This window comes from Pleurocapsa sp. FMAR1, assembly GCF_963665995.1.
Taxonomy (GTDB): domain Bacteria; phylum Cyanobacteriota; class Cyanobacteriia; order Cyanobacteriales; family Xenococcaceae; genus Waterburya.
This window is the reverse complement of sequence record NZ_OY762512.1, coordinates 4,459,176-4,484,751: the sequence shown is the minus strand read 5'-3', so window position 1 is coordinate 4,484,751 and position 25,576 is coordinate 4,459,176. Positions and strand designations below refer to the sequence as shown.

The 25,576-nt window shown below is 38.4% G+C and carries 21 protein-coding genes; 11 read left to right on the top strand and 10 right to left on the bottom strand.

Annotation, left to right across the window (positions count from 1 at the left end; all coding sequences use genetic code 11):
* Nucleotides 1-124 precede the first annotated feature (124 nt).
* The gene (locus SLP02_RS21845; RefSeq protein ID WP_319422830.1) at nt 125-1,873 is read right to left on the bottom strand and encodes a GGDEF domain-containing response regulator; all 1,749 of its coding nucleotides are present in this window, start codon (nt 1,871-1,873) and stop codon (nt 125-127) included.
* Nucleotides 1,866-2,342, bottom strand: a complete 477-nt coding sequence (locus SLP02_RS21840; RefSeq protein ID WP_319422829.1) for a response regulator — start codon at nt 2,340-2,342, stop codon at nt 1,866-1,868. Before SLP02_RS21840 ends, SLP02_RS21845 begins: the two co-directional genes overlap by 8 nt.
* Before the next feature lie 452 nt (nt 2,343-2,794).
* Between SLP02_RS21840 and SLP02_RS21835 the strand changes: the two genes are divergently transcribed.
* Complete coding sequence (locus SLP02_RS21835) at nt 2,795-4,075, top strand: serine/threonine protein kinase (RefSeq protein ID WP_319422828.1); 1,281 nt, start codon at nt 2,795-2,797, stop codon at nt 4,073-4,075.
* Nucleotides 4,076-4,346: 271 nt separating this feature from the next.
* On the opposite strand, the gene SLP02_RS21830 is transcribed toward SLP02_RS21835, so the two are convergent.
* Nucleotides 4,347-5,726, bottom strand: coding sequence for a M10 family metallopeptidase C-terminal domain-containing protein (locus SLP02_RS21830; RefSeq protein WP_319422827.1), 1,380 nt, complete (start codon nt 5,724-5,726; stop codon nt 4,347-4,349).
* Nucleotides 5,727-5,874: 148 nt separating this feature from the next.
* Complete coding sequence (locus tag SLP02_RS21825; protein ID WP_319422826.1) at nt 5,875-6,456, bottom strand: thioredoxin family protein; 582 nt, start codon at nt 6,454-6,456, stop codon at nt 5,875-5,877.
* Nucleotides 6,457-6,707: 251 nt separating this feature from the next.
* Between SLP02_RS21825 and SLP02_RS21820 the strand changes: the two genes are divergently transcribed.
* Nucleotides 6,708-7,397, top strand: coding sequence for a GntR family transcriptional regulator (locus SLP02_RS21820; protein ID WP_319422825.1), 690 nt, complete (start codon nt 6,708-6,710; stop codon nt 7,395-7,397).
* Between the two features lie 8 nt (nt 7,398-7,405).
* A complete protein-coding gene (locus SLP02_RS21815) occupies nt 7,406-7,816 on the top strand; it encodes an allophanate hydrolase-related protein (protein ID WP_319422824.1) in 411 nt (136 codons plus the stop codon).
* Nucleotides 7,817-7,848: 32 nt separating this feature from the next.
* On the opposite strand, the gene SLP02_RS21810 is transcribed toward SLP02_RS21815, so the two are convergent.
* Nucleotides 7,849-8,580, bottom strand: coding sequence for a DUF1028 domain-containing protein (locus SLP02_RS21810; protein ID WP_319422823.1), 732 nt, complete (start codon nt 8,578-8,580; stop codon nt 7,849-7,851).
* Nucleotides 8,581-8,818: 238 nt separating this feature from the next.
* Between SLP02_RS21810 and SLP02_RS21805 the strand changes: the two genes are divergently transcribed.
* The 3 genes from SLP02_RS21805 to asnB all read left to right on the top strand — a co-directional run bounded on the left by SLP02_RS21805 (nt 8,819) and on the right by asnB (nt 11,582).
* Entirely contained in the window at nt 8,819-9,010 is a 192-nt protein-coding gene (locus tag SLP02_RS21805; RefSeq protein WP_319422822.1) for a type II toxin-antitoxin system VapB family antitoxin, read from the top strand.
* A complete protein-coding gene (locus SLP02_RS21800) occupies nt 9,010-9,408 on the top strand; it encodes a type II toxin-antitoxin system VapC family toxin (protein WP_319422821.1) in 399 nt (132 codons plus the stop codon). Before SLP02_RS21805 ends, SLP02_RS21800 begins: the two co-directional genes overlap by 1 nt.
* 164 nt (nt 9,409-9,572) lie before the next feature.
* Complete coding sequence (gene asnB / locus SLP02_RS21795; protein ID WP_319422820.1) at nt 9,573-11,582, top strand: asparagine synthase (glutamine-hydrolyzing); 2,010 nt, start codon at nt 9,573-9,575, stop codon at nt 11,580-11,582.
* 11 nt (nt 11,583-11,593) lie between these two features.
* Here asnB and SLP02_RS21790 read toward each other — a convergent pair whose 3' ends face one another.
* On the bottom strand, nt 11,594-12,847 hold the full coding sequence (locus tag SLP02_RS21790; protein WP_319422819.1) for a Zn-dependent hydrolase: 1,254 nt from the start codon (nt 12,845-12,847) through the stop codon (nt 11,594-11,596).
* 289 nt (nt 12,848-13,136) lie between these two features.
* Here SLP02_RS21790 and SLP02_RS21785 point away from each other — a divergent pair, with 289 nt between their 5' ends.
* From SLP02_RS21785 to SLP02_RS21775, 3 genes are all read left to right on the top strand, one after another.
* Nucleotides 13,137-15,239, top strand: a complete 2,103-nt coding sequence (locus SLP02_RS21785; protein ID WP_319422818.1) for a lytic transglycosylase domain-containing protein — start codon at nt 13,137-13,139, stop codon at nt 15,237-15,239.
* Nucleotides 15,240-15,369: 130 nt separating this feature from the next.
* Nucleotides 15,370-16,062, top strand: a complete 693-nt coding sequence (locus SLP02_RS21780; protein WP_319422817.1) for a response regulator — start codon at nt 15,370-15,372, stop codon at nt 16,060-16,062.
* Nucleotides 16,062-18,269: a two-component system response regulator gene (locus tag SLP02_RS21775; RefSeq protein ID WP_319422816.1), complete on the top strand. Its 2,208-nt coding sequence runs from the start codon at nt 16,062-16,064 to the stop codon at nt 18,267-18,269. The genes SLP02_RS21780 and SLP02_RS21775 overlap by 1 nt, the downstream gene beginning before the upstream one ends.
* Before the next feature lie 93 nt (nt 18,270-18,362).
* Here SLP02_RS21775 and rppA read toward each other — a convergent pair whose 3' ends face one another.
* Complete coding sequence (rppA, locus tag SLP02_RS21770) at nt 18,363-19,052, bottom strand: two-component system response regulator RppA (protein WP_319422815.1); 690 nt, start codon at nt 19,050-19,052, stop codon at nt 18,363-18,365.
* An 82-nt stretch (nt 19,053-19,134) separates the two neighbouring features.
* Between rppA and SLP02_RS21765 the strand changes: the two genes are divergently transcribed.
* Nucleotides 19,135-20,316: an aldo/keto reductase gene (locus SLP02_RS21765; RefSeq protein ID WP_319422814.1), complete on the top strand. Its 1,182-nt coding sequence runs from the start codon at nt 19,135-19,137 to the stop codon at nt 20,314-20,316.
* 15 nt (nt 20,317-20,331) lie between these two features.
* Here the strand turns inward: SLP02_RS21765 and SLP02_RS21760 are convergent, their stop codons facing one another.
* The 3 genes from SLP02_RS21760 to SLP02_RS21750 all read right to left on the bottom strand — a co-directional run bounded on the left by SLP02_RS21760 (nt 20,332) and on the right by SLP02_RS21750 (nt 24,263).
* Complete coding sequence (locus tag SLP02_RS21760) at nt 20,332-21,180, bottom strand: Tab2/Atab2 family RNA-binding protein (protein ID WP_319422813.1); 849 nt, start codon at nt 21,178-21,180, stop codon at nt 20,332-20,334.
* A gap of 54 nt (nt 21,181-21,234) precedes the next feature.
* Nucleotides 21,235-22,668, bottom strand: coding sequence for a 2-succinylbenzoate--CoA ligase (locus tag SLP02_RS21755; RefSeq protein WP_319422812.1), 1,434 nt, complete (start codon nt 22,666-22,668; stop codon nt 21,235-21,237).
* Nucleotides 22,669-23,153: 485 nt separating this feature from the next.
* Nucleotides 23,154-24,263, bottom strand: a complete 1,110-nt coding sequence (locus tag SLP02_RS21750; protein WP_319422811.1) for an S-(hydroxymethyl)glutathione dehydrogenase/class III alcohol dehydrogenase — start codon at nt 24,261-24,263, stop codon at nt 23,154-23,156.
* A 162-nt stretch (nt 24,264-24,425) separates the two neighbouring features.
* Here SLP02_RS21750 and egtD point away from each other — a divergent pair, with 162 nt between their 5' ends.
* Nucleotides 24,426-25,484 (top strand): L-histidine N(alpha)-methyltransferase, encoded by a 1,059-nt coding sequence (gene egtD / locus SLP02_RS21745; protein WP_319422810.1) that lies wholly within the window; start codon nt 24,426-24,428, stop codon nt 25,482-25,484.
* Nucleotides 25,485-25,576: the final 92 nt, after the last annotated feature.

Below are 25,576 nucleotides of genomic sequence, written 5' to 3'. Positions count from 1 at the left end.
TAACTGGTTTCTAGCTTTTAGCTCTTAGCTCTTAGCTCTTAGCTTTTAGCCACTATGAAAAAGTCTAAAGCTCGGTCAACTCAGGCGTAGATAACCTTTTTATTAATTGATAATTGATAATTGATTATTGCTGCACTAAGTTTAAAACATCTTTACTATCGAGAGGATAAGCAAAGAAATATCCTTGTCCATATTCACAGCCTAAACCTCGCAATATTTCTAGTTGAGCTTTGGTTTCAATACCTTCGGCAACAACATCTAAACCTAAACTATGAGCTAGGTTAATAATTGCCTTGATAATATCGTAATTAGTACCATTGATCTCTGCTCCAATAAATGAGCGGTCTATTTTTACCGTATCTACAGGTAAATAGCGTAAATAGCTCAAAGAAGAATAACCAGTCCCAAAGTCATCCAAACATATTTTGATATCTCGTTCTTTTAACTGCTTTAAAACTTTTCTTACTGATGAGGTGTTTTCCATCAGGGTACTTTCGGTAATTTCTAGCTTTAGATCTTCGCCCTTTAAATTCAATGAATCCAAAAGACCGTCTATTTGAGGAATCAACTCAGGATGATAAACTTGGATGCGGGACAAATTAATACTCATTGTCAAAGATGAGTCGGCAATAAATAACTTTTGCCAAGCTACCAATTGACAACAAGCTTCAGAAAGCACCCACTGACCTAAAGCAATAATCTGACCAGTTTCTTCGCAAATAGGAATAAATTTGTCTGGAGGAATTGAGCCAAGAGAACTATGTTTCCACCTGACTAAGGCTTCCAAACAACTAATTTTTCCTGTATCTAAAGAAACTATAGGTTGATAGTTAAGATATAGCTGCTTGTTTTCGATCGCCTTTTGTAAATCGTTTTCTAACCGCAGCTTTTCGACTGCCTTACTCTGCATTCTGTCATTAAATAAGACCGAAGTTTTGACAAAGTTTACTTTGGCATACTGCATAGCTGTATCAGCCGACTGCAAAAGCTGGGCAGGATTTTGGTTGCGATCTTGATTAAGAGCAATACCAATACTGACTGTAGAGCAGATTAGGCTGCTTTTGATTTGAAAGGGCTTAATAAGCTGACGATAAAGATGTTCTGCCCGATTTATAATATCCTGAGGATCGATAATATTTGTAATTAGTAAGGCAAATTCGTCCTCACCAATTTTGGCAACAAGATTAAAATCATTTTCGCTAATATATTCCTCTAGGCGACGAGCCACCGAGATTAGTAGCTGCTCACTAATTTCGTAACCTAAGCTATGTTTTATACACCGAAAGCGATCGATACTCAATAATAAAACAGCTAAAGTACTTGATGATCTATGCCCGCTCAAACTTTGATTATCGGCTTGTTTTTGTTCTTGCTGACGAGTTATTTCACGGCTGAGGTGTTCAAAAAATAAAGTCCTGTTGGGTAAATCGGTTAACTTATCGTAAAAGGCAAGATACTTAAGTCTTTTTTGAGCAGCGCGATATTCTTCTCTCAGTATTGCTTCTCTTAACTCTCTTTCAACGGCAGGAATTAGGCGAGATAGCTTACCTTTGATTAAATAGTCGTGAGCGCCTGCTTTCATGGCTGCTACTGCCGTATCTTCGCCAATCTTGCCTGACACAATGACAAAGGGTAGATCTAGATCACATTCTTTTAATAGTTCTAAAGCAGCGATCGCGCTAAACTGAGGCATAGAATAATCAGCCAGCACAATATCCCAAGATTGGGATTTTTGTAAAGCAGCCTGCATATCCGCTTTGGTGTCAACTCTTTGATAAGTTATTTCATAATTACCTCGTTCAAGTTCAATGGCTAGTAGTTCGGCATCATCTTCTGAATCTTCAACAATTAAGACTCGCAGAAGTTTACTCATTTGGGACTCCAAAAACAGGTGGTAACTGATTAACAGTCAACCAATACGTACTTATTTCTCTAACAAAATTTTGTAGTTGTGTAAAGTGTATCGGTTTTTGAATATAACTGTTACAACCATTAATATAACTGTCTATGAGGTCTTGTCGCTCATTTGAAGAGCTTAAAATGACTGTTGGGATTAATTTTGTCTGTGGATGAGCGCGAATACGCTTTAAAACTTCAATTCCATCCATTTTTGGTAAATTGAGATCCAGCATGATTAAGGCTGGCATGGAAGGTAAATTTTCCTCGTTTAACGATGCAGATGGCTCATTATTAGAATTATTCCCTAATAAATAGTTTAAAGCCTCAATTCCGTTGGACACGACAACCAAATTGTGGGGGATTTCTCCTTGAGAGAAAGCAAGGGTCATTAACTCGCGATCATCAGGATTATCTTCTACTAATAAGATAGTTTTAATTGACATTATATATATGCTGCCGATACTTCTTGGCAGTCAACCACTGATTTATTTGGTTGACTGATTATTAAGATTAATGCTGCTTATAAATTAAAAATAAATAAAATTTTTTGAACGCAAGTGCAAGTATTTCTAGTTTATAGCTTTATTATTTTTGTATATTTTAGTAACATAAAAACACAGCATATCTAAGGGATATAGATGTCTTATTTATTACAGTTAAGTTTGCCAAAACTCGATCTTATTTTGAACATTATATTTTCTTGGAACTGGTTATGAAAAACTAAGATAACTCAAACTATTGTTAATTTATATTATTAAGAGTTATTTTATTTTTGCTACTCTAGCCTAAAGTTCTCAGGCTAATAATTACTATAAATAATTTTACTCAAGATATTTCAATTTGGTGTCAAAAATTTACTAAGATTATTAGCAACTATGGGTATTAAAAACTAAAAATGAATGATTATCCTAATTTGATACCTTACGGATATAAAATTAACGCCGAATTAGGGCGCAATCGTGAAGGAGGGCGCATAACCTGGAAAGGAGTTGCTCTAAATAATCAACGCTCAGTAGTGATCAAGCAATTTTGCTTTGCAACGACTGGCTCAACTTGGTCAGGATATAAAGCTTATGAACAGGAAATCAAAGTATTAGAAAAACTAGATTATCCTGGGATTCCTAAATATTTAGGCAGTATAGAAACAGATGATGGTTTCTGCTTAGTCCAAGAATACATTTCAGCCTCTAATTTGGACAATTTTAGGCAATTATCATTATTTGAAATCCAGCAAATTGCTGGTAAAATTCTTGAAATTTTGGTTTATTTACAGCAACAAAATCCTTCTGTAATACATCGCGATCTTAAGCCTGAAAATATTTTGCTGTCTGAAAATCTACAGGTGTATTTAATCGACTTTGGATTTGCTTGCTTAGGTAGCATTGAAGCATCTGGTAGCAGCGTTTTTAAGGGAACTCCTGGATTTATTGCTCCTGAGCAAATTATTAAACCAACTCTGGCTTCGGATCTTTATAGCTTAGGAGTTACTCTTGTTTGTCTGATATCAGACAAAAGTATTACCGAGATTCGCGACTTTACATCGGCAGATGACCCTTATCAATTGAGCTTAAAATCTTTATTGCCAGAGTTAGAGCGACAGTTTAGGCAGTGGTTAGCAAAAATGACTAATGCCAAAGTAAGCAAGCGTTTTCCCAATGCTTTAACTGCTCAAGATGCGTTATCACATTTAATGTCCACATCTAGTAGTATTTTAGCAGTTAATGACTCTCAATTAAATACCCAGTCTAAGCCAATTATTATCGGTACATTAGGAATTTTTGGTTTAAGTACCGCAGCCACATGGAGTTTGAGCTTTGTCGATCGCTCTACAGAACCAACTTTAGTCAACATAGCGATCGCCACTGTTGCCGCGATCGCCATTGGTATTACCGAATTGGGAGCAGTTGAGATTGCCAAAATAGACCCTCAGGCAAAAACCCAGGGGGCTATTCTTGCCATAATCACTCCCGCCTTGCTAGTTACCCTCAGTGGTATATTCTGGGGCATACAAGAAGCGGTAAGCATAGCAGCAGCGATTACAGTTGGGGAGATTGTGCTTTTTGCTTACTTTTGGTGGCAAATACCCATTGGCAAAACAAATAGCCCTTTAGCAAAAATTGGTTATTTATTAAGTGCGATCGCTTTAGGAATTAGTTTGGGGTTAAAGTTAATCTAACCAACAAAGTATAGTTATGTCCTTATAGCAACAATCGCGATCTTTAGAAAGAAGAAAGAAGTTGTATTAAACTTTTTTAAGTACAAAATTACTAAAAATTTAGAATTTTTAAATTTGCTTGGCGATCGCGCTTTATGCTAAAATTTTTTTATAATGGGAGTGGTGACTTCAACGCTTGACTGCTAATGTTCCCATTATGAAAGCTTCAATTTCAATTAAATCACATTTGGCGATCGCTCGTCAAGATTTTAGAAATTTTTTCCTTTAGTATTCAAAATTCAGTTGGCGTAACAATTAACTGAGTGCCAATTTCGGCGATAAATTCCCCAGGACTGACGTTTTCTAAGATAGCCAAAGTTTCAGCAGACTGTTCTCCTATGGCATCAACATCAAACTTAATCTCCAAACTAGTTTCGCTGAGGGGATTAACAGTAATGTATTGAGTAGCAATAGTATCAGCAAGCGGGTTGCCAGTAAGCTTTAAAAGCTCCGATACGTCCAGGCGATCGCTGCCAAGTTCAAAATCAGCGATCGTATCAGAGTTATTAGCCACCCCAGGATATATTAAAGGGTCAAAGAAAAAAACATCATTTCCCGCAGATCCTGTCAAAGTATCTACTCCTTGACTAGCCATAATTATGTCATTCCCTTCTCCTCCGATAATTACATCGGCTGCCAAAGTGCCGACTATCACATCAGGATTATTTGTTCCTTGAATAACCCCCAGGCTGGGGTTGCCTGAAACGTTGATATCTAATAGTCCAGCACGAGCAAGCGAGGTAGACTGGGCAGGATTCCCAAAAGAATCAGTAAAGCTAATAACGTTGTTTTCTCCCCGATCCAAGGCTATATATTGCGCCAGGCGATCGCCATTAATCTTTAGTCCATCATGACCTAAATGCCAAAAATCAGTAGACCATTCACTATAGTCGAGATCGTAGCTTGCACCATATAATGTACCTTCTTCGTAGACCATATTAAGATCTGAATAATCTGTTGCCAATAAGACATCATCTCGTTGGGTAGCTATTTCCTCTTGGACTTCACGGACTACTTTTAACCCACCATTGATTGTTTCAATGTTTAGAGGAGAAAGACCGGCATTAGTTGCTCCATCTGCCTGAAAACGTCCCGTTGGCACAAGATAAAACTTAACATCAGCATAATTTAGCTGACTGCGCAAATTATCAAAAACTGCCAAAGTAGACTGTTTATATTTTTCTCTAGCAATAGGATCTCCTTCCAAAATATCTCCTACGTCAGATTCTCCTTGAGACCAAACAATGGCAATCTCGTCTGTTGGCTGCGCTCCTTGGACAGATAACCAGTCTTGTAAACCTTGTTCAGCCTGGCGTAAAGCTCCCCCTGGTTGACCCCAATCTGGATACCACCAGACCGTACTATCATCTTGAAAATAACCATTGCCGTCGACCTTACTTCCGCCCACGGCAAAATTGGTTTCTCTCGTATCGCTAGTCACCACATTGCCTTCAATCAAGGCTGTCAAATTTCGATCTAAAATAATCGCTCCAGAGGTATCATTAGCGATCATTCCTGGCTGATATGGATCGTAAATATAGCTCATTTGCTGAGCGTTAGACTGACCCAAAAAAGGAACAAACAAAGTGTTTTGAGTTTCTGTATCTTCCATATAGATTTTAAGTCTTTAGATAGCTAGAAAATAGATTTTCAGTTTTTGAAAACACTTAAGTAATTTATTTAACACAAGATTACTTCAAAAATGCTACAAAGATAGAGTCAAAATAACTATATAAACTACGTAAAATGTCTGGTTTATTCTAGCCAAAGTACTTTGGCTCGTTACCTGGTTTCCATTTGATATTGCAGCCAATGCTGGGTTTTTGTTCAAAATCGACCGTCTTACCCTGTAGCAAGGCATCGATCGCCTGACGTAAATCCTTGCCTGTAACGGGAATATTTGTGCTAGGGCGACTATCATCTAATTGACCACGATATGCCAGTTTAGCGTCTGCATCAAATAAAAAGAAGTCAGGAGTACAGGCAGCAGTATAAACTTTACTTACCTCTTGGCTTTCGTCGTAGCAAACAGGAAAGTTGAAGTTTAATTCTTGCGCCATTTGCTTTAACTTTTCAGGAGCATCTTGAGGATAATTTGCTACATCATTAGCACTAATTGCTACAATGCCTAAAGGTTGCTGGTCATAGTCTTGACCAATGCTCGCTAATTCATTCTGTACGTGCTTAACAAAAGGACAATGCTGACAAATAAACATCAATAGTAAAGCTTGGCGATCGCTAAAGTCGGCTAAAGAAACAGTTTTACCAGACACTACATCCTGAAGCTCAAACTCAGGTGCAGCAGTCCCTAGAGCTAGCATTGTCGAAGCAGTTTTTACCATAATCAAAATCGGGTTGATGTTTAGATCTTATTAAAATTAATTTTAAGACAAAAACCAACCTAAAATAGTCGCTGCTGCCAAAACTCTTATAGTACGTTCATTAAATAATATTATGCGTCTGTATCAAAACAAAAAAGCTATTTTTCGTAATTTCAAGCCATAAATTTATAGTTTAATATCGTATACTGTATACTTGTATTTTGTAATTCATCGAAATAATTAGTAGTCTCTCATGAGTTAAAACTCAAACTATGATTGCTATTGAAAAAAACCAGTCCTTACGGCAGCAAGTATATCAAGCCCTGAGACAAATTATCCTCAAAGGAGATTTGGCTTCAGGAGAACGAATAGTTGAAACAACGTTAGCCAAACAATTACAGGTTAGCCGTACTCCTATTCGCGAAGCAATTGGTCAATTGCAGCAGGAAAAATTAATAGTAGCTAATTCTACAGGTGGCTTAAGAGTTACTACCCTTTCTGTTCAAGACGCAGTTCAGCTTTATGATTGTCGTCTAGCTTTAGAACAACCTGCCATTGTGAGTGCTTGCGAGCAAATTAGCCCAAAGCAGCTAAAGCAGCTTGAAAAATATGTGCTGTTGGCAGAAAAGTTAGCACATCCGTCTAGTAAATCTGATAGCTTGAAACTTCTGGAAATAGATTATCAATTTCATCATCTCATCGCCGAAAGTTCGGGTAATAAATGGCTGCTAACCTTGCTGGAACAGGTTTTTGATCAAATGTCACTTTTAAGAGTGCAAACTACCAAACACAATCCTCAAGTTTTAGAAATTCGCTTAGAACATAGACAAGTTTATAATGCGATCGCCGAAAAGAACTCAGATTTAGCCCAAGCAACTATTAAAGAACATTTAATTGCCAGCAAAGCCAGGGTAGTGCGTGAATTAGAGGCGATCAACAACCCAGAAATTACATCCATTTAAATAAGATCATGACAACAGCATCAGGTATCAAGCGAGTTTTTATCTGTGGTTCAGCTTTAAAAGGACAACCAGACCATCAAAATCTCCAATCGGCAAAGTTTATCAAGACGACTAAAACCCTTCCTCAATATCGTCTTCATGCAGCGGAAGACGGCTGGCATCCTGCTATTTATGCTACCCAAACAGGGGGAATTAGCATTCCTGGTGAGATTTATGAAATGACAACCGAACAGTATGAATATCTGTTGGCAAACGAACCTCCCCATATGTATCCTGATACGGTAAATCTTGAAGAAAAAGAAACGGCGATCGCTATGCTCTATCCTCAAGAGTTAATCGAGAAGCATAACTGGCCCGATATCTCTGATCTCGGAGGCTGGGCAGCTTATAAACAATTATCAATTAGCAATGAACAATGAACAATCGCTACTAATCATTATATCGGTAATTATTAAGCACTTTTTGCTGACCTGACCACAGTTGTAACGGGGAAGTTTTTAATTTTATCTTGTAGACTTCTGGTAGGCATAGACTTACGGAAAGATTGATAGTAGTCTTTACGAGACTCTTCAAATATATAGCGAAGTTGAGCAATAGGATCGTCATGGTGATCGATTCGTAAATCCAGATGAGGATAATCATCATGGTGAACTACGTATAAAGCAGCAGACTGACGACCACGCTTATCGCCTCCAGCAGCTTCTCCTGCTTCTAATGCCTGCAATAATCTTTCGCAGAACTCCATGCCTTCTTTCTCCTGATAGGCATCTGCCATAGCGGTTAAAGTTCGTTCACCCACTAGCATATTACCCGCAACGGAAAAATCAGCAAAAGTTAGATGTCCCGCCCAATCGATACATTCAGAACCAGTCCAAGCAGCAGTCCTACCTTGGCGATCAACAAGGTGAAGTTGACGATAATGACGATCTTCGTCTTCTTCGAGCAAATTAGTAATGATAGCTTCTGTAGTAATTGCTTCTGTCTGATTTTTGCCTAAATTATGTTTGGCTAACAGTTTAAGCCCTCTAATTCCCAAAAGTGGATTAGTTTGTGCTTGAGTTGCGATCGCACCTACATTAGCTTTAGCATGAGGCACTAATGCGCCCACGGCTAGATGCTTTGTTGCCACTGCAACTCCAGTCATTTTTGTAGTTGGATCCCAAGCCACAATTGAGAATGTCATAGATTTTGCTAAATTTATTTATTGATGTAGCTTGTGTATACAAGTATTTGTTCTTCTTGTATAGCATAGAAAAACATAGATCGATTGTGATGGATTTTACCGCGAGGGATGCTCTTGGTTAGAGCGTGTATTTGAGAATGTGTTTACGAAGCAGATTATTTTGTTGACAATCTTTCTATATTAAATTTAAATTTTTGTGTGTATAATATATATTTACAATACACATTAGATAAACTTTATGCGTACCAACATAGTCATTGATGATCAATTAATGAAAGAAGCTTTGGCACTAACTGGACTAAAGACTAAGAAAGAGGCTGTAGAACTCGGACTTAAAACTTTGATTCAATTGAGAAAACAAGAAAAGCTTAAAAATTACAAAGGTAAGCTTCAATGGTCAGGGGATCTCGAACAGATGAGAATTAATTAATGGTGCTTGTTGATACTAGCGTTTGGATTGATTTCTTTAACGGAACAACTACCCCAGAGACTGAGAGATTAGATATTCTACTTTCCTCAACCATTGTCATTGTTGGCGATTTGGTACTTGCCGAAATTTTACAAGGATTCAGAACAGATAAAGATTATCGGCTAGCTAAACAATTATTACAAGAACTCGAACTTATTTCTTTATGCAATATTTCCTACGGGATGAAATCTGCCGATAATTATCGCCAACTTCGCAAGCAGGGAATTACAATTCGGAAAACTATTGACTGTATTATTGCAACGTATTGTATCGAAAATAATTTGCCTTTACTCTACTCAGACAAAGATTTTGAACCGTTTACCGAATACCTCGGACTAAAATCTGCTCTATTACTTTAAATTGCTAACGGCAGATGGAAAATGGCTGGATATCATAATAAAATAGAAGGCGACACATCTTGTAAGGGCGAAAAAAATGACGATCGCCTGACAATCTTAGAAACCCCACCAGCTAATCTACTATACTGCTTCTAAAGTTGTTTTGAATCAAAGGTATAAAATCTATGTGTGGGATCGCTGGGGTAATGTATCATGATTCATCTCGACCAGTCGCTCCTGAAACGCTGATCGCCATGGCAGCAATTCAATCCCATCGAGGGCCCGATAAAGCTGGCTGGAAGGTGATTGAAGACCGTGGAGTTGGTTTTGGGCAGGCGCGTCTGGCAATTATCGACCTCGATCCCGATCGAGCGCAGCAGCCCTTTATCTCGGCTGACAATCAGTATGCTCTAATTCACAACGGGGAATTTTATGATTATAAATATATTCGGGCGGATTTAACTTCGCGGGGTTATCGCTTTGCCAGTAAGTGCGATTCTGAACTAGTGCTGCACTTAACCGATAGATTGGGGTTAGAAGGTGCTTTACCCCATCTACGCGGAGAATTTGCCTTTGCTCTTTATGAACGTTCAGCAGATCGTCTGACTCTGGTGCGCGATCGCTTTGGAGTTAAGCCGTTATATTGGACATTAACCCCAGAAGGCTTAGTTTTTGGCTCAGAGATCAAGGTCTTGTTGGCTCATCCAGACGTGAAGTGTCGTTTTTCTTCCCAAGGACTCTATCACCAACTGATGCAGTTAATGGTGCCTGGAACAACTGCTTTTGAGGGTATATATGCCGTAGAACCAGGACAAACGATCGCTTTTGAGCGTCGAGACGGACGCTTACAAATTCGTAAGCAAAAGTATTGGGATTTAAATTTTCCTCTTCGTAGAGAACGGGGTAAATCCTTGTCGGATGAAGCTTATATCGAGCAGTTACGCCATCATTTTGTCGAAGCAATTCAGTTACGTCTAGAAGCAGATGTACCCGTTGCCTGTTACCTTTCAGGAGGCATAGATTCCTGCTCGATTATGGGAGTAGCAGCAGCCTGTCAGCAGTCGCCCGTCAAGGCTTTTACCATTGGCTTTGACGACCAAGATTACGATGAGACGGCGATCGCTAGAGAGATGGCTCAGGCGGTGTCCGCAGATCAAGACATTTTGACTGTCAAAGGTGGACAGCTTTACGAACACTTTAAGCAGGCTATTTGGCATACTGAACGCAGTATTTATAATACTTTTACCGTTGCCAAGATGTTAATGAGCGAATATGTGCATAACTCTGGTTACAAGGTGGTAGTTACTGGAGAAGGTTCGGACGAACTCTTTGCTGGCTATCCTCAACTGCGTCTTGACTATATACTGCACGGCATGGAAGATGCACCACCCCAAGAAAAAGCAGATTTACAAGCCTGGCTACAGCAAAGCAATAGTTTATTCAAAGGCAACTTACTAGCGGAAAATACCCTAGACGATCCCGCCCTAACTAAGCAAATTGGTTTTACTCCTAGTTGTTTACAATCTTGGCTATCTGCTGCACCACTCGTCTCTAACTTGCTGCATCCAGAACATCGGGCAGCTACTAAAGATTACTCTCCAGGTTCGGCGATCGCACAAACTTTAGACAAAGAGCAATTAGAAAATCGTCATCCTCTTGATAAAGCTCAGTATGTCTGGATCAAAACCCAGTTTGAGTCTCAGGTGCTTGGTTGGGCAGGCGATCGTGTGGACATGGCAAACTCTCTTGAAGCTCGTCCTGCCTTTTTAGACCATCCTTTAGCAGAATTTGCCGTTACCCTACCGATAAATATGCGTTTGCGGGGTCGTCAGGATAAATATATTCTCCGAGAAATGATGCGTCCCCTGCTGCCCAAATCACTATACGAAAGACAAAAGTTTGCTTTTATGGCTCCTCCTTCCCATACCGATATTAAGAAGCAAAAGGCAATGCGAGGACTAGCGGATACTTATCTATCAAAAAGCGCGATCGCCGACAGTGGTTTACTAGATAGTGAAGGGGTAAATCAGATTCTACTGCGTCATGAAAATGAAAATACGCCAATTTCCCAACGGGTGCAGCTAGACGCGGTAATTAATCATCTTTTGAGTGTACAAATGATGCACGAACATTTTGTTGCTACCAATATTCCTCAATTAGCACGCGATCTCGCCGTCGAGCTTGGTTGGATTTAGTATAAAAGCTCTTATTTTTTTGATGATAGTTCTAAATCTAACTGGATCAGCGTCTGTAATAATACATTTGCACCCTGGGTACATAGTTCAGGAGAGGTGTATTCGCTGGCATCGTGAGAAACTCCCATTCTGCTAGGAACAAAGATCATCCCCATATCGGTAATTTGAGCTAATTCTTGAGCATCGTGGCTGGCACGACTAGGTAAATAAGTATAATTTAGCTCAAGATTTTCGCAGCTTAAGGCGATCGCTCTTTGAATATAGGGTTCGGCTAACGCTGGTTCGTTGTGAAGACAGGGATTTAAGCGAATTTGGGTATTAGTAGCAACGGCAATTTCTTCTAGGTGGGTGCGTAGCTGTTCTAGTAGACTATTTATATGCAAACTAGATAAGTCGCGAATATCCAAGCTCATTTCTACCCAGCCAGGGACAACATTGGCAGCATTGGGCAGTACCTCCATTTTGCCAACGGTAGCTACTTGTTGACCAGGAGTATTGCCAATTTTGTTGACAGCCAAAACAACCTGAGAAGCAGCAACCAATGCATCACAGCGCATCTGCATTGGCGTAGTCCCAGCATGATTAGCACTACCTTTAACAGTGATATTAAAACGCCTTTGTCCAACTATTCCCTTAACTACGCCGATTTTTTTGCCCATAGACTCTAAAACAGGTCCTTGTTCTACGTGAAGTTCGACAAATGCAGCTATATCTTGGTTATTACGACGAGCTTGAGTAATATTCTCCCAGTTACCACCAACTCTGGCTAAACAGGTTTGAATATCTGTACCTTCAGGACGACGATAGTATTGGGGATCTTGAATTGTCCTGCCTGAAATTGATTTAGAGCCGATCATACTGCCTTCTTCATCAGTAAAGACAATCACTTCTATTGAGCGATCCAGCCTAATTTGATTTTCTAGAAGCACTTGTACTACTTCTAATCCCGCCAAGACTCCATAAGCACCATCATAATGTCCACCACAGGGAACAGTATCAATATGCGAACCTGTGGCTAAAGCTGGTATATTAATATTTTTACCAGGATATCTACCAATAATATTGCCTGCTGCATCAATTTTTACCTGCATCTTGAGCTTCCTCATCCAGTGCTGGACTAAATTTCGGGCTTCAATGTCTTGCTGACTATAGGCAATACGTTTTACACCACCGTTAGCTAGTTGACCAATGCTCGCCAAACTAGTAATACTTTGATTCAGGCGATCGCCATTTACCTGTAGTTGAGCCGTAGTTGTCGATTTCATAGATTAAGCAGCCGAAGGTAAATAAGTAAGTATACTGTATACAATATTTTAAAGCTAACACATGATTTTCAAGGCATTAGTATCTCTACGTACAGTTAGGAAATTCCAGGAACTAAAATATTAATATTAATATTAATATCTCCGTACTTTATTTAAGTATCTAAAATTACTGTTGCTTGCATATATGTCAATGAATAATTTTCCTGAGTTAGTTTTTAGATGTTAAGAAAAAATATTTCAGGGGAATAATTAGAGTACCAGCCCACACTCATCTCACTGATTAATTAATATGCAAAAATCATTTAATTACAAAAGTTTTTTATTGATTAGTGTTGGTTTAATATTAACAGTAAGCTGTAAATCACCAGCTCTGATATCTCAAGAAGATCCCCAGACTAACAACTCATTAGATTCTTTACATAATCAGCAAACTTTTGGTACCAAACCTGTAGTTGATTTTCACAATTCTTCAGAAAATACTCGTAACAATTTTTTATTAGCAGCAGATTTAATAGATCGCCAACAGGGTAAAGAAGCATTAGCAAAACTACAGGGATTGGATCGAGAATATCCTTTACTCGCTGCTTATGTTTTGCTGGCTCAAGGAAAGGCTTATGAGCTAGAGCAAAATCAACCCCAAGCCATAACGACTTGGCAGGAATTAGCAAATAAATATCCTAATTCCCCCGCTACGGCAGAAGCACTATATCTGTTGGGTAAATCAAATCCTGCTTACTGGCAACAGGCGATCGCCAGATTTCCCGCTCATCCTCGTACCCAAGAAATAATCCGCCAGCAGTTAAGTCAAAATCCCAATCAGCCAAAGCTAATGGCAATTTTGGTCAAATATGCCCCCGATGCACCAGGGGTAGACAAAATGAGAGATCGTTTAGCCACAGAATATGCCCCTGGGTTAACTCCTCAAGACTGGGAGGCGATCGCCGACAGCTACTGGGCAAAATGGGACTACGATAAAGCAGGCAAAGCTTACGCTAAATCCCCCAATACTTCCCGTAATCTCTATCGTGCTGCTAGGGGATATGATATTGGCAATGATAAAGTTACGGCAAAACAATATTATCTACAGCTAATTAAGCAATACCCAAATAGTTCAGACACAGGTTTGGGCTTGCGTCGTTTAGCAATGATTGTCAGCCAAAGAGAAGGTTTGGCTTATCTTAATATGACAATTGAGAGATTTCCCGAACAAGCACCAGAAGCACTATTAGAAAAAGCCGAATTTTTGGACGCGCTTAAAAGTCCACAATCCGCCAGCCAAGCCCTACAAACCCTTTTAGCTAAATATCAACATTCTGAAGCTGCTGCGGAATACCGTTGGAATTTTGCCAACAAAAAAGCTGAAGCTGGAGATTTAATTACAGCCTGGCAATGGGCGCAACCTATTGTGACGGATAATCCAGACAGCCCCATTGCACCCAAAGCAGGTTTTTGGATTGCCAAGTGGGCAGCAAAGCTCAATCGCCCTCAAGACGCAACCAAAGCTTATCAATCTGTTTTAGCTCGTTTTCCTCGCTCATATTATGCTTGGCGATCTGCGGTGGCTTTAGGTTGGGATGTGGGGGACTTTACCACCGTGCGGCACAAAATGCCTGAAGTAGTCAAAGTGAATCGTATTACTCCTCCAGGAGGTTCAGAAACCTTTCAAGAACTATATAAACTGGGTTTAGAACCAGAAGCCTGGGCGCAATTCCAGACAGAAGTTAGCGGTAAAACTGAGTTGACTATCGCTGATGAATTTACCAATGGTTTACTCGAACTATATCAAGGAAAAAATCTGCGAGGTATCAATCAAATTTGGTATTTAAAAGATAGAAATAAACCAGAAGATAAACAACAATGGCATCAGCTACGACAAACCCCTGAATATTGGCAGGCTTTATATCCCTTTCCCTTTGAATCAACAATTCTTAAATGGTCTAAAAATCGTGGGCTTAATCCTTTATTGGTAACTTCTTTGATTCGTCAAGAATCCCGTTTTGAACCAGAAATTGAGTCTACCGCCGGGGCATTAGGCTTAATGCAGGTAATTCCGACTACTGCCAAAAGCGCAGCCAAGAATATTGGCTTAACAAGTTACTCCATGACCAACCCCGAAGATAACGTCAATATTGGCACTTACTATCTCGATTTTACCCATAAAAAATACGGCAACAACTCGATGCTGGCAGTTGCTAGCTACAACGCGGGACCAAATGCAGTAGCAAAATGGGTTAATCGCTATGGTTTGAAAGATGAGGACGAATTTGTAGAGAAGATTCCTTACCCAGAAACCAAAGGCTATGTAGAATCTGTATTTGAAAATTATTGGAACTATATGCTGGTTTATAACCCAGAAGTAGGAAAATTATTCAAGAATTTACCTACTGAATAACTGGTAAAGCAATATGGTTTTAATTTCAGAGAATTCCCGTATTTACACTTGTTAATAGCAAAGGTTATTTTGTAGATCACCCATAAATCAAAGTATATTTTCTTAGTACTAGATTTAACATATTTAAAAATTGCTATTTTTCGATAGTAAAAAACTGACCAACGGTCACAGCCAAATAGAATCAATTAATCTTAGTGAAAAACTACAGTCAATAGAAGAATATTATTTAGCTCAATGTCAACAATCTTTAAATAAAATTGAAATTTTTGGCTATGCTGTCCAAAAAGCTAGCAATGGTCAAGAAGCGATCGCAAAATGGCAGGAGTGGCATCCAGAGCTAATTTTAATGGATATGAGAATGCCCGTAATAGATGGCTATGAAGCAACCAAACAAATCAAATCCCAGCCTTTAGGCAAAAAAACGATTATTATCGCTTTGACTGCCAGTGCTTTTGAAGAAGAAAAAGTCGAAGTTTTATCGTCTGGATGTGATGATTTTATGCGTAAACCATTTCATGACCATGAATTATTAACAAAAATAGGACAGTATCTAAAAGTTGAGTATCTTTATGAAGATGGCAAAGGAATTTCCACCTATGAGCAGTCATCACTTCGGGATTTAACCGCTGAAGATTTAACGGTAATGACGTTAAAATGGCGATCGCAACTATATGAAGCAGCTACGAAGGTAAATAATCAGGAAATCTACCAGCTACTAGCAGAAATTCCCGCTGAATATGAATCCCTTGCTCAAGGATTAGAAACTTTAGTGGAGCATTTTCGCTGTGACAAAATTATTGATTTAGCTAAATCTGTTAACTAATGAGCGTTTCCACTTTAAAGCAGACTAGAGCCAAGATTTTAATCGTTGATGACAAGCCTGAAAATCTTCATTTACTGTCAGAGGCTTTGACTAAAGAAAACTACGAAGCTAAAGGAGTAATTAGTGGTGAAATGGCATTGAGGGTGGCTAATTCGGTAATTCCCGATTTAATCTTGTTAGATTTGATGATGCCAGGACTAAATGGCTATCAAGTTTGTGAACAGCTTAAAGCCAATAGCATTACTCAAGATATTCCGATTATTTTCTTGAGTGCCAGCAACGATCCTGTTGATCGCGTCAAAGCCTTGTGTGCTGGTGGAGTAGACTTTATTGACAAGCCGTTTCAAATCGATGAAGTATTATTGCGGATCAATAATCAGCTAAAACTTAAGTTTGCTCAACAAGAAATACAAAAGCTCAACGCAGAATTAGAGCAGCGGATTCAAGAGCGTACGGCACAATTAGAACAAGCCAATCAAGAATTAAAACACGAAATCAAAGAGCGCGAGCAAATTACTCAGCTTTTCCAAGCAAGTGAAGCCAGATTAGAAAGTATTCTTAATTCTTTAGAAGAAGTAGTTTGGTCGGCGGATGCGACTACTAGTAATTTGCTTTTTCTCAATCCCGCAGCAAGGCAGGTATATGGTCGCTCAGTGGCAGAATTACTAAATAATCCTGATTTACGCCTAGAGTCAATTCACCCTGAAGATCGCGATCGCGTTGAGTTGTCTTTAGCTAGCTCTTTTAATCCTAGCAACGATCTTGAATACAGAATTATTCAACCTAATGGCGAAGTGCGCTGGGTATGGGAACGCAGTCGCTTAATCTTTGATAAAACTGGCAAGGCTCATCGCCGAGATGGAATTATCTGTGACATTACTCAAAGAAAACAGGTTGAATCTGAATTAAGTTACGAAGCCAAACACGACTCTTTAACTAAATTGCCTAATCGTGCAGCTTTTATTGAACGAGTTGAAGAAGCTTTAACACAATCTAAAAGAGATCCCAATTATCTGTTTGCCGTTTTATTTATTGATTTAGACCGCTTTAAAATTGTCAACGATAGTTTGGGACATTTGGTTGGGGATGAATTATTGATAACTGTGGCTGAAATTTTACTTGAGTGTTCTCGTTCTCAAGATTTTGTTGCTCGTTTGGGAGGAGATGAGTTTACTATCCTCCTAGACCAAGTTGAAACCATAGAGTCAGGCAGTATTATCGCTGCTAGAATCCAAACCAAGCTAAATTACTCTTTTTGTCTTCAAGGTCATACTGTCTTTACTAGTGCCAGTATTGGGATTGTCATAGGCAATAATCAATATCAGGATAGTTCCGAAATTTTGCGTGATTCAGATCTTGCTATGTATCGCGCTAAGTCTTTAGGTAAGGCAAGACATGAAGTATTTGACCAAGAAATGTATGCAGAGACTAAAGAACTTTTGGAGATTGAAAATGATTTACGACAAGCATTATCGCAAAATGAATTAACTCTCCATTATCAACCTATTGTTTCTTTTGACAACAACACTTTATATGGTTTTGAGGCTTTATTGCGCTGGAATCATCCGACAAAAGGTTGCTTGTTTCCTGACAAATTTATTCATATTGCCGAGGAAACGGGACTAATTAATAATATTGGCGAATGGGTCTTAGAAGAAGCTTGTCGTCAAATGTACAGATGGCAGCTTAAACACTCTGGTGCAGCAGATTTGAAAATGAGCGTTAATGTGACTAATCAACAAATCAAAAATCCTAATTTTTTAGCTCAGTTAAAGGCAGTTTTAAAGAAAAATCGCTTGTCTGGCGATTGTCTAAATTTAGAAATTACCGAAAGTACCCTGATGGATCATCAGCCAGAAACAATTGCTTTATTTAATCAAATCAAAGCTAGAGGAATTAATTTTAATATTGATGATTTTGGAACTGGCTATTCATCTTTGCAGTACCTAAATCGTTTTCCCATTAGCACCCTTAAAATCGATCGTTCCTTTATTGAAGGAATGTTGAAAGACAAGGAAAATTTTGAAATTGTCAAGATGATTATTTCTTTAGCCAGAACTTTAAAAATTGACGTAATTGCTGAGGGAGTTGAAAATTTAAAGCAATTAAAAATTTTACAAACCTTTAATTGTCAGTTGGGACAAGGATATCTTTTCTCTGAAGCATTAGATAGTAAATCTGCCGAGCAATTAATTAGTCAGTCTTAGACCAACAGTTAGAATTGAAAATTTTTAGCCTTTCAAGCTTGTACATCATTCAAATTTTGTCTGAACTATTGTTAAATGATCTTGCTGCAAATTTCAGCTAACACCAAAACGATAACCCTTGCCATAAACGGTATGAATTAACTGTGCCTGTCCTTTAATTTCAATTTTTCGTCGTAATAGTCGCACTAAAGCAGCCAGGACATTGCTGCTCGGTTCTTCTTCTGTTTGCCAGAGATAACTATAGATTTCTGTGTGGGTTAATAACCGATCGGGGTGCTGCATAAAGTATTTAAGCAGTTCAATTTCTTTTTCCGAAAGATTGATCGCCTTGCCTTGACGATATGCTACCTGATTGACAATGTCTAATTCTAAATCTGCTACTTTTAGGCGATCGCTAGACAAATCGCTACTAAAACCTTCTAAAGTTGAGCGACGCAGCAAGGCGCGGACTCTAGCCAGTAATTCCCGAAGCTCAAAAGGCTTCATTAGATAATCATCTGCCCCTGCATCTAAGCCTGCAACGCGATCGTCTACTGTATCTTTAGCCGTCAAAAATAGTACAGGAGTTGCTAAAAATTGCGATCGCACTTCACGACAAATTTCTAACCCTGATTTAGCAGGCAGCATCCAATCTAAAATTAACAAATCATACTGATGTTGCAATGCTAGCTTCATTCCCACCGCACCATCATTGGCTATATCTACCTCATATCCTTCCTGTAATAAGATTTTACTTAAAGGATCGCTTAATTCAGTTTCGTCATCCACCAACAATATTTTCATTTCTCTTCCTTGATTACTTCTGCCATCAGCAAATAATATCTAAAATAATAGTGATAGAGGTTAAAAGAATAAAGATTTGATTATGCAATATCGACGATTTGGTCGTACAGAGTTACAGATGCCCATTTTCTCCTGTGGAGGCATGAGATATCAATATAAGTGGCAAGATTTGCCCCAGTCCCAAATACCCGCAGCTAATCAGCGCAATCTTGAAGCGACGATTCAGCGTTCATTTGAGCTAGGGATTAATCATATAGAAACGGCTAGGGGTTATGGTAGCTCTGAGATGCAGTTGGGTCAAATACTACCCCAGCTCTCACGGGAAAAATTAATTTTTCAAACCAAAGTATCCCCAAATCGCGATCCTTTAGAATTTCGTCGTCAATTTCAGCAGTCTCTTAACTTTTGCCAATTGGAATATGTAGATCTTTTGGGCATCCACGGGATTAATAATGAAGAAACATTTCAACAAGCTGTACGTCCTGGAGGCTGTCTTGACGAAGCCAAAAAACTGAAGGCCGAAGGTCAAGTTAGACACATTGGCTTTTCTACCCACGGGTCTACAGAAATAATCACTAAAGCGATTGAAACTGGTGAATTTGACTATGTTAATCTGCACTGGTATTACATCAATCAATGGAATTGGTCAGCCATAGAAGCAGCACAAGGGCAAGATATGGGGGTATTTATTATTTCCCCATCAGATAAGGGAGGGCATCTTTATAACCCACCGCCCAAGCTAGTCGAATTGTGCCAACCTCTTAGCCCGATGGTCTTTAATGACTTGTTTTGCCTATCCCATTCTCAAGTGCATACCCTAAGCTTGGGTGCAGCAAAACCAGAGGATTTTGATGAACACCTCAAAGTTTTACCTTTACTTGACAAGGCAGATGAAATATTACCACCTATTTTAGAGCGTTTAGAACAGGAAGCGATCGCCGTATTGGGCAAAGATTGGCTAGATAATTGGCAGGTTGGTTTACCTAGTTACGAAGAGACTCCAGGCAATATTAATCTGCCGATAATTTTGTGGTTGCGTAATTTGGCTTTGGCTTACGACATGACTGAATATGGTCAGGCGCGATATAATTTGCTTACTAATGGGGGTCATTGGTTTCCTGGGGCAAAAGCAGATCGAGTAAAGCAGGTAAATTTGCAATCCTGTTTAGCATCAAGTCCCTATGCTCAAGAAATTCCTGACCTTTTAATGGAAACAGACGAACTACTTGGAGGCGCGCCAGTCAAGCGTCTTTCTCAAAGCTAATGCTAATTTTGGTTTTTATAGCTGTCTATATTCACGTAACAACCAAAAAGCAGTAGTTGTCATTCCAGAGTCATCGGGTTGAATCAGTAAAAAATGTAGTCCTTTGCTAGCTAGCTTTTTTTGTTCATAAGCTTTAGCAATGGATGCAGCCTGTGCTGATTCAAAAGTATTAAATATCCAACGATCTACTAAGCCAGTTTCTAAAATAAAGCCTCCAGATTGACCAACTTCAGTAGGAATGTAGTTGACAAAAGCGGGTACTTGTCGATCTATCCAACGAGCAAGCTGCATTGATTTCCTGCCACCATAAACAACTATGCCAGGGATAGGAATATTAGATGAAATCCCCAAATTGATTGGCGTTAATGATTCTGGTAAACTACGAATCGGGATAGGGCGATCGCCAAATAGCTCGACTATTTGTCCCGCAGCTATATTGGCTATTTGCCATTGATCTCCCCAAATACTCTCAGGCAATGCTTGAGGTGGTGGTTTATCTAACGCTAGAGGATTATAGTTGGGAATGTTTTTATGTCTCTGGGTTAATACTTGTTTCAAAACATCAGTGTTTCTAGTAGCCTCTACTTTGATACCCAACTTTGAGCTTGCAGTAGTTATTAGACCAAGAGATTGAGGGCGAAAGATTTGAATTATTTCTGGTAGCTTCCCGTTTGCTGCTAGCAATATTTGTTTTTCTACCCAGTCAGCATTGGCATCTGCTGAAAAACATTGTGCTGTATGAATTATTTGTTCTTTATAGCTATCTGAAACAACAATACCAGACTGGCAAATGACTAATTCCCATTGTCTATCTTGTCCTGCTGGAGACGGAAGATGATAAAAATCAGCCTGCCAAATATTCATGAAAAATGCTGTAGAGCTTACTTAGTTGCTACTTTATAGCTTAAGTGAAATTGGTTATTGTTGATTAATCGTTGATTCAGCGATCGCTTTTATTTTTTTATAGTTAATTTTCCCTCTATCGTTACGGAATAAACTATCAACGGCAATCCAGTTTTTAGGTTGTTTATATTTAGCCAATTGTGACTGGACTTGCTGCTTAATTATCTTTAGGTCATGATCTAAATTTACGGGAATATACATAGCCGTCACCACCTCTCCCCATTGATGATCTTGTATGCCAATCACACATACATCTTTGACTAATTTGGTTGCCAAAATCACAGCTTCAATTTCGGCGGGAAAAACATTTTCTCCTCCCGTAATAATTTTCTGGCTATTTCTGCCTACTAGATATAAATAATTATTGCTATCAAAATAACCTAGATCGTCGGTAATAAACTCTTGAGTGAAAACCTGGGGATAGTATCCCAAACAAAGAGAAGCACAGTTTATTTTTACCAAACCAATATTATTAAAAGACTGGTTGTTTTCAGGTTCAATAGTAACTTGAGCGTGGGGTAAAACTTGACCGCTGCTGTTATTTCCAGCTAGAAAGTCTTCGGGCTTTAGGATTACAATTCCAGAGGCGGTTTCTGTCATGCCGTAGGTGAGTGCCACTGGAATATTGTAGATTCTAGCCTGTTCTAAAAGCGATCGCCTGGTTGGTGCGCCACCCAATAATACTGTTTTAAACTGATTTAACCAATCAGGAATAGATTCAATTAAAAACTGTAGTTGAGTTGCAACTAAAGAAATGAAATATTCTGATTGATTAATTACGGCAATTGGTTGAGTTTTAACTGCTTTATAAGGAAATATCAATAACTTTCCTTGAGTAATAAACGAGCGCATAAACTGCATTAAACCACTGACATGATATAGAGGTAAAGTACAGAAAGAATTTATTTCTTGACAGTTAAAATAATTTTGAAACGCATTTACCGAAGCTGTTAAAGTTGACCATGTGTGCATAGCAAAACGAACTTTACCAGATGTTCCTCCAGTCGGAATCATAATTAAAGGCTGCTTAGGGAAATCAGATTTTTGAGCTGCTAAATTTTGTACCTTAGCTGTCACTTGAACAATTAAATCATGCGTATGGCGATCGCTAAATATTAAGTCAGGACTAACTAAACTTAATACCTGTTGCCATTCCTGCTGCTGCCAAGCAGGATCGCAGAGAAATATATCCACCTCGGCAATTACACCTGCTAAAAAAGCAGCCAAAAACTTGATTGGCTCAGTTTCAACAATAAATATTTTTAACTTTTTTGGCTCAATTAATAAAGACGATATTTCCGCTAATCTAGCCTCGGTTAACTGATATAAATTTCTACCGATATTCTTTTTGTTATTGATATAAATATTACCGTTTGATTCTATTAAATACTGTTGTATCCATTGAGATTCAGTGTACTTTTTTAATTGCTTCAATAAATCGTGTTTCATTTTTTATATATCAAATCATGTTTTTTAAGCGTTTAATTTAAAAACAATTAAATTAATTATCATGATAAATATAATTACGAGAAAATAACTATTAATACATATAAATACCGAGAATAACTAAAATAGCAGCTAAAAAAGTTATGTAAAAAGACTAATGGCAAACTATAGAAAATAGCTGATAGTTAAATATAACGACTGATATTGCTAAACAAATTGTTTGAGACTATGTTTGAGCGTGCCACTATATTCTCGGCTATCTTTATGTTTATAGTATTTAGTGCTATAGGTCATAAATACTATCAATTTATGGAATCAAAAAGCCAAGCTCCTTTGGCATCGTTTACAAAACAATAGTCACCTAATTTAAACTAGATAACTATTGTCTGAAAATGCTAATTATTTTTTGGGTTTGATATTTTAAAGGCTGTAAATATCAAGCTCTTTTTATTGATGATTCACCCTCAACAAAATTTATCAGGCACAATTTAAAACGTAACTACACTGCGGATCGATTTTCCTTGGTGCATCAAATCAAAGGCTTCATTAATTTGCTCAATAGGCATAGTATGAGTAATAAGATCATCGATATTGATCTTTCCTTCCATGTACCAATCAACAATTTTAGGAACATCTGTACGTCCTCTTGCACCACCAAAAGCAGAGCCTTGCCAGACTCTTCCTGTAACTAATTGAAAAGGACGAGTACTGATTTCTTCTCCCGCACTCGCAACACCAATTACGGTAGAAACTCCCCAGCCTTTATGACAGCATTCAAGAGCCTGTCGCATAACTTTGACATTGCCAATACACTCAAAGCTGTAGTCTGCGCCGCCACCCGTCAATTCTACCAAGTGAGCGACCAAATCTCCCTCAATCTCTTTAGGGTTGACAAAATCAGTCATACCATAAAGCTCTGCCAGAGATTGTTTATCAGGGTTAATATCCACGCCAATGATTTTACTTGCACCTACCATTTTTGCGCCTTGAATGACGCTCAAGCCAATACCACCTAAGCCAAACACCACTACATTAGATCCAGGTTCAACTTTAGCCGTATTGATCACCGCACCCAACCCTGTAGTTACCCCGCAGCCAATCAAACACACTTTATCTAAAGGAGCATCATCGCGAATTTTAGCTACGGCGATTTCTGGCAACACAGTATAATTAGCAAAGGTAGATGTACCCATGTAGTGATAAAGTTTTTCGCCGTTAAAAGAAAATCTACTTGTACCATTGGGCATAACTCCTTTTCCTTGAGTCGAGCGGATCGCCTGACACAAATTTGTTTTTTGGCTGAGACAATATTCACATTGCCGACATTCTGGGGTGTAAAGGGGAATCACCTTATCTCCAGGTTTAACACTAGTAACTCCTTCTCCAACTTCTGCTACAATCCCCCCCCCCTCGTGTCCTAGAATAGTAGGGAACAAACCTTCGGGATCTGCACCCCCTAGAGTGTAAGCATCTGTATGACAAACGCCCGTTGCTTTGATTTCGATTAAAACTTCACCTTTTTGGGGTGCTTCTAACTGAACAGTTTCAATACTTAGAGGTTTATTTGCACCAAAAGCTATAGCTGCTTTGACATCCATGCTTGTTTTTTACTCTTTATTGTGTATAGTCTAAGAAGTTTATCTTATTAAAGATAGGGTAATTCTTTCAAGTTACAGCGTATAAATAAATTTGAGTATTAGTTCATTTGTATTGTCAAACTATCGCTCAAATTCCAGAATTTATTAAATTTTAGAAAATTAATGTCAACTGTTTACCCTTCGACCAATCACGAGTCAAATTCTATTGAAGATAGATTAAAAATTGATTATCTACTAGATGCAAAAACAGCAGAAAAAAACGATATTCAAGATTTAATTTCTGGCTTGCAAAATACACCCAAATCTATTCCTGTTCGTTATTTTTATGATAGCCAAGGCTCTCAATTGTTTGAGCAAATTTGCCAGCTACCAGAATATTATCCTACCCGTACCGAAGCCAGTATTTTAAAACAGTATGCTGCTGAAATTGTTGAGCAAACAAAAGCTATTGAATTGATTGAGTTAGGTAGCGGTAGCTCAACTAAAACTCGCTATTTATTAGACGCTTATCAAGATTTACATACTCCCTTATATTACAGCCCTGTTGACGTTAGTGATACCATCTTGAAAGATAGTGCTTATAAATTATTAGCTGATTATCCTCAATTAAAAATACAGGGAAAAGTTGCCACCTATGATCGAGCATTAGAACAAATGAGTTCTTATGTGTTAGGCAGACGAACAATTATCTTTTTGGGCAGTAGTATTGGCAATTTTAAGGACTCAGAATGCGATCGCTTTATAAACCAAGTTACCGCAGTTTTAAATCCAGGTGACTATTTTTTACTAGGTATAGACTTACAAAAACCTAAGAAAATTTTAGAAGCAGCATATAATGATTCTCAAGGAGTTACAGCAGCGTTTAATCTCAATATGCTGCAACATCTCAATCATCGCTTTCAAGGAAATTTTAACCTGGATTTATTCAGACATCAGGCTATATATAATTCAAATGAACATCAAATTGAAATGTATTTGATCGCTCAACAAGATCAATTGATAAGTTTAAAAGATCTCAATCTCACTCTAAAAGTAAACAAAGGAGAAAAGATCTTAACAGAGATATCCCGTAAATTTAATCTAGAACAAATGAAGCAGTATCTAGGTAATATTTCTGATAAAGAGGCTGAGGGACAAAATTTAAATCTGATTCAAACATACACTGATGAGCAACAATGGTTTGGCTTATTGTTGTGCCAAAAACAGTTGCCTAACCCATAATTCAAAACGGCGAATAGCAAATTAAAATTGAACTAACTCTCTGACCGCCTTCCGCGGTCAGTGCCATCTTAAGCAGCGTAATTTTATAACAC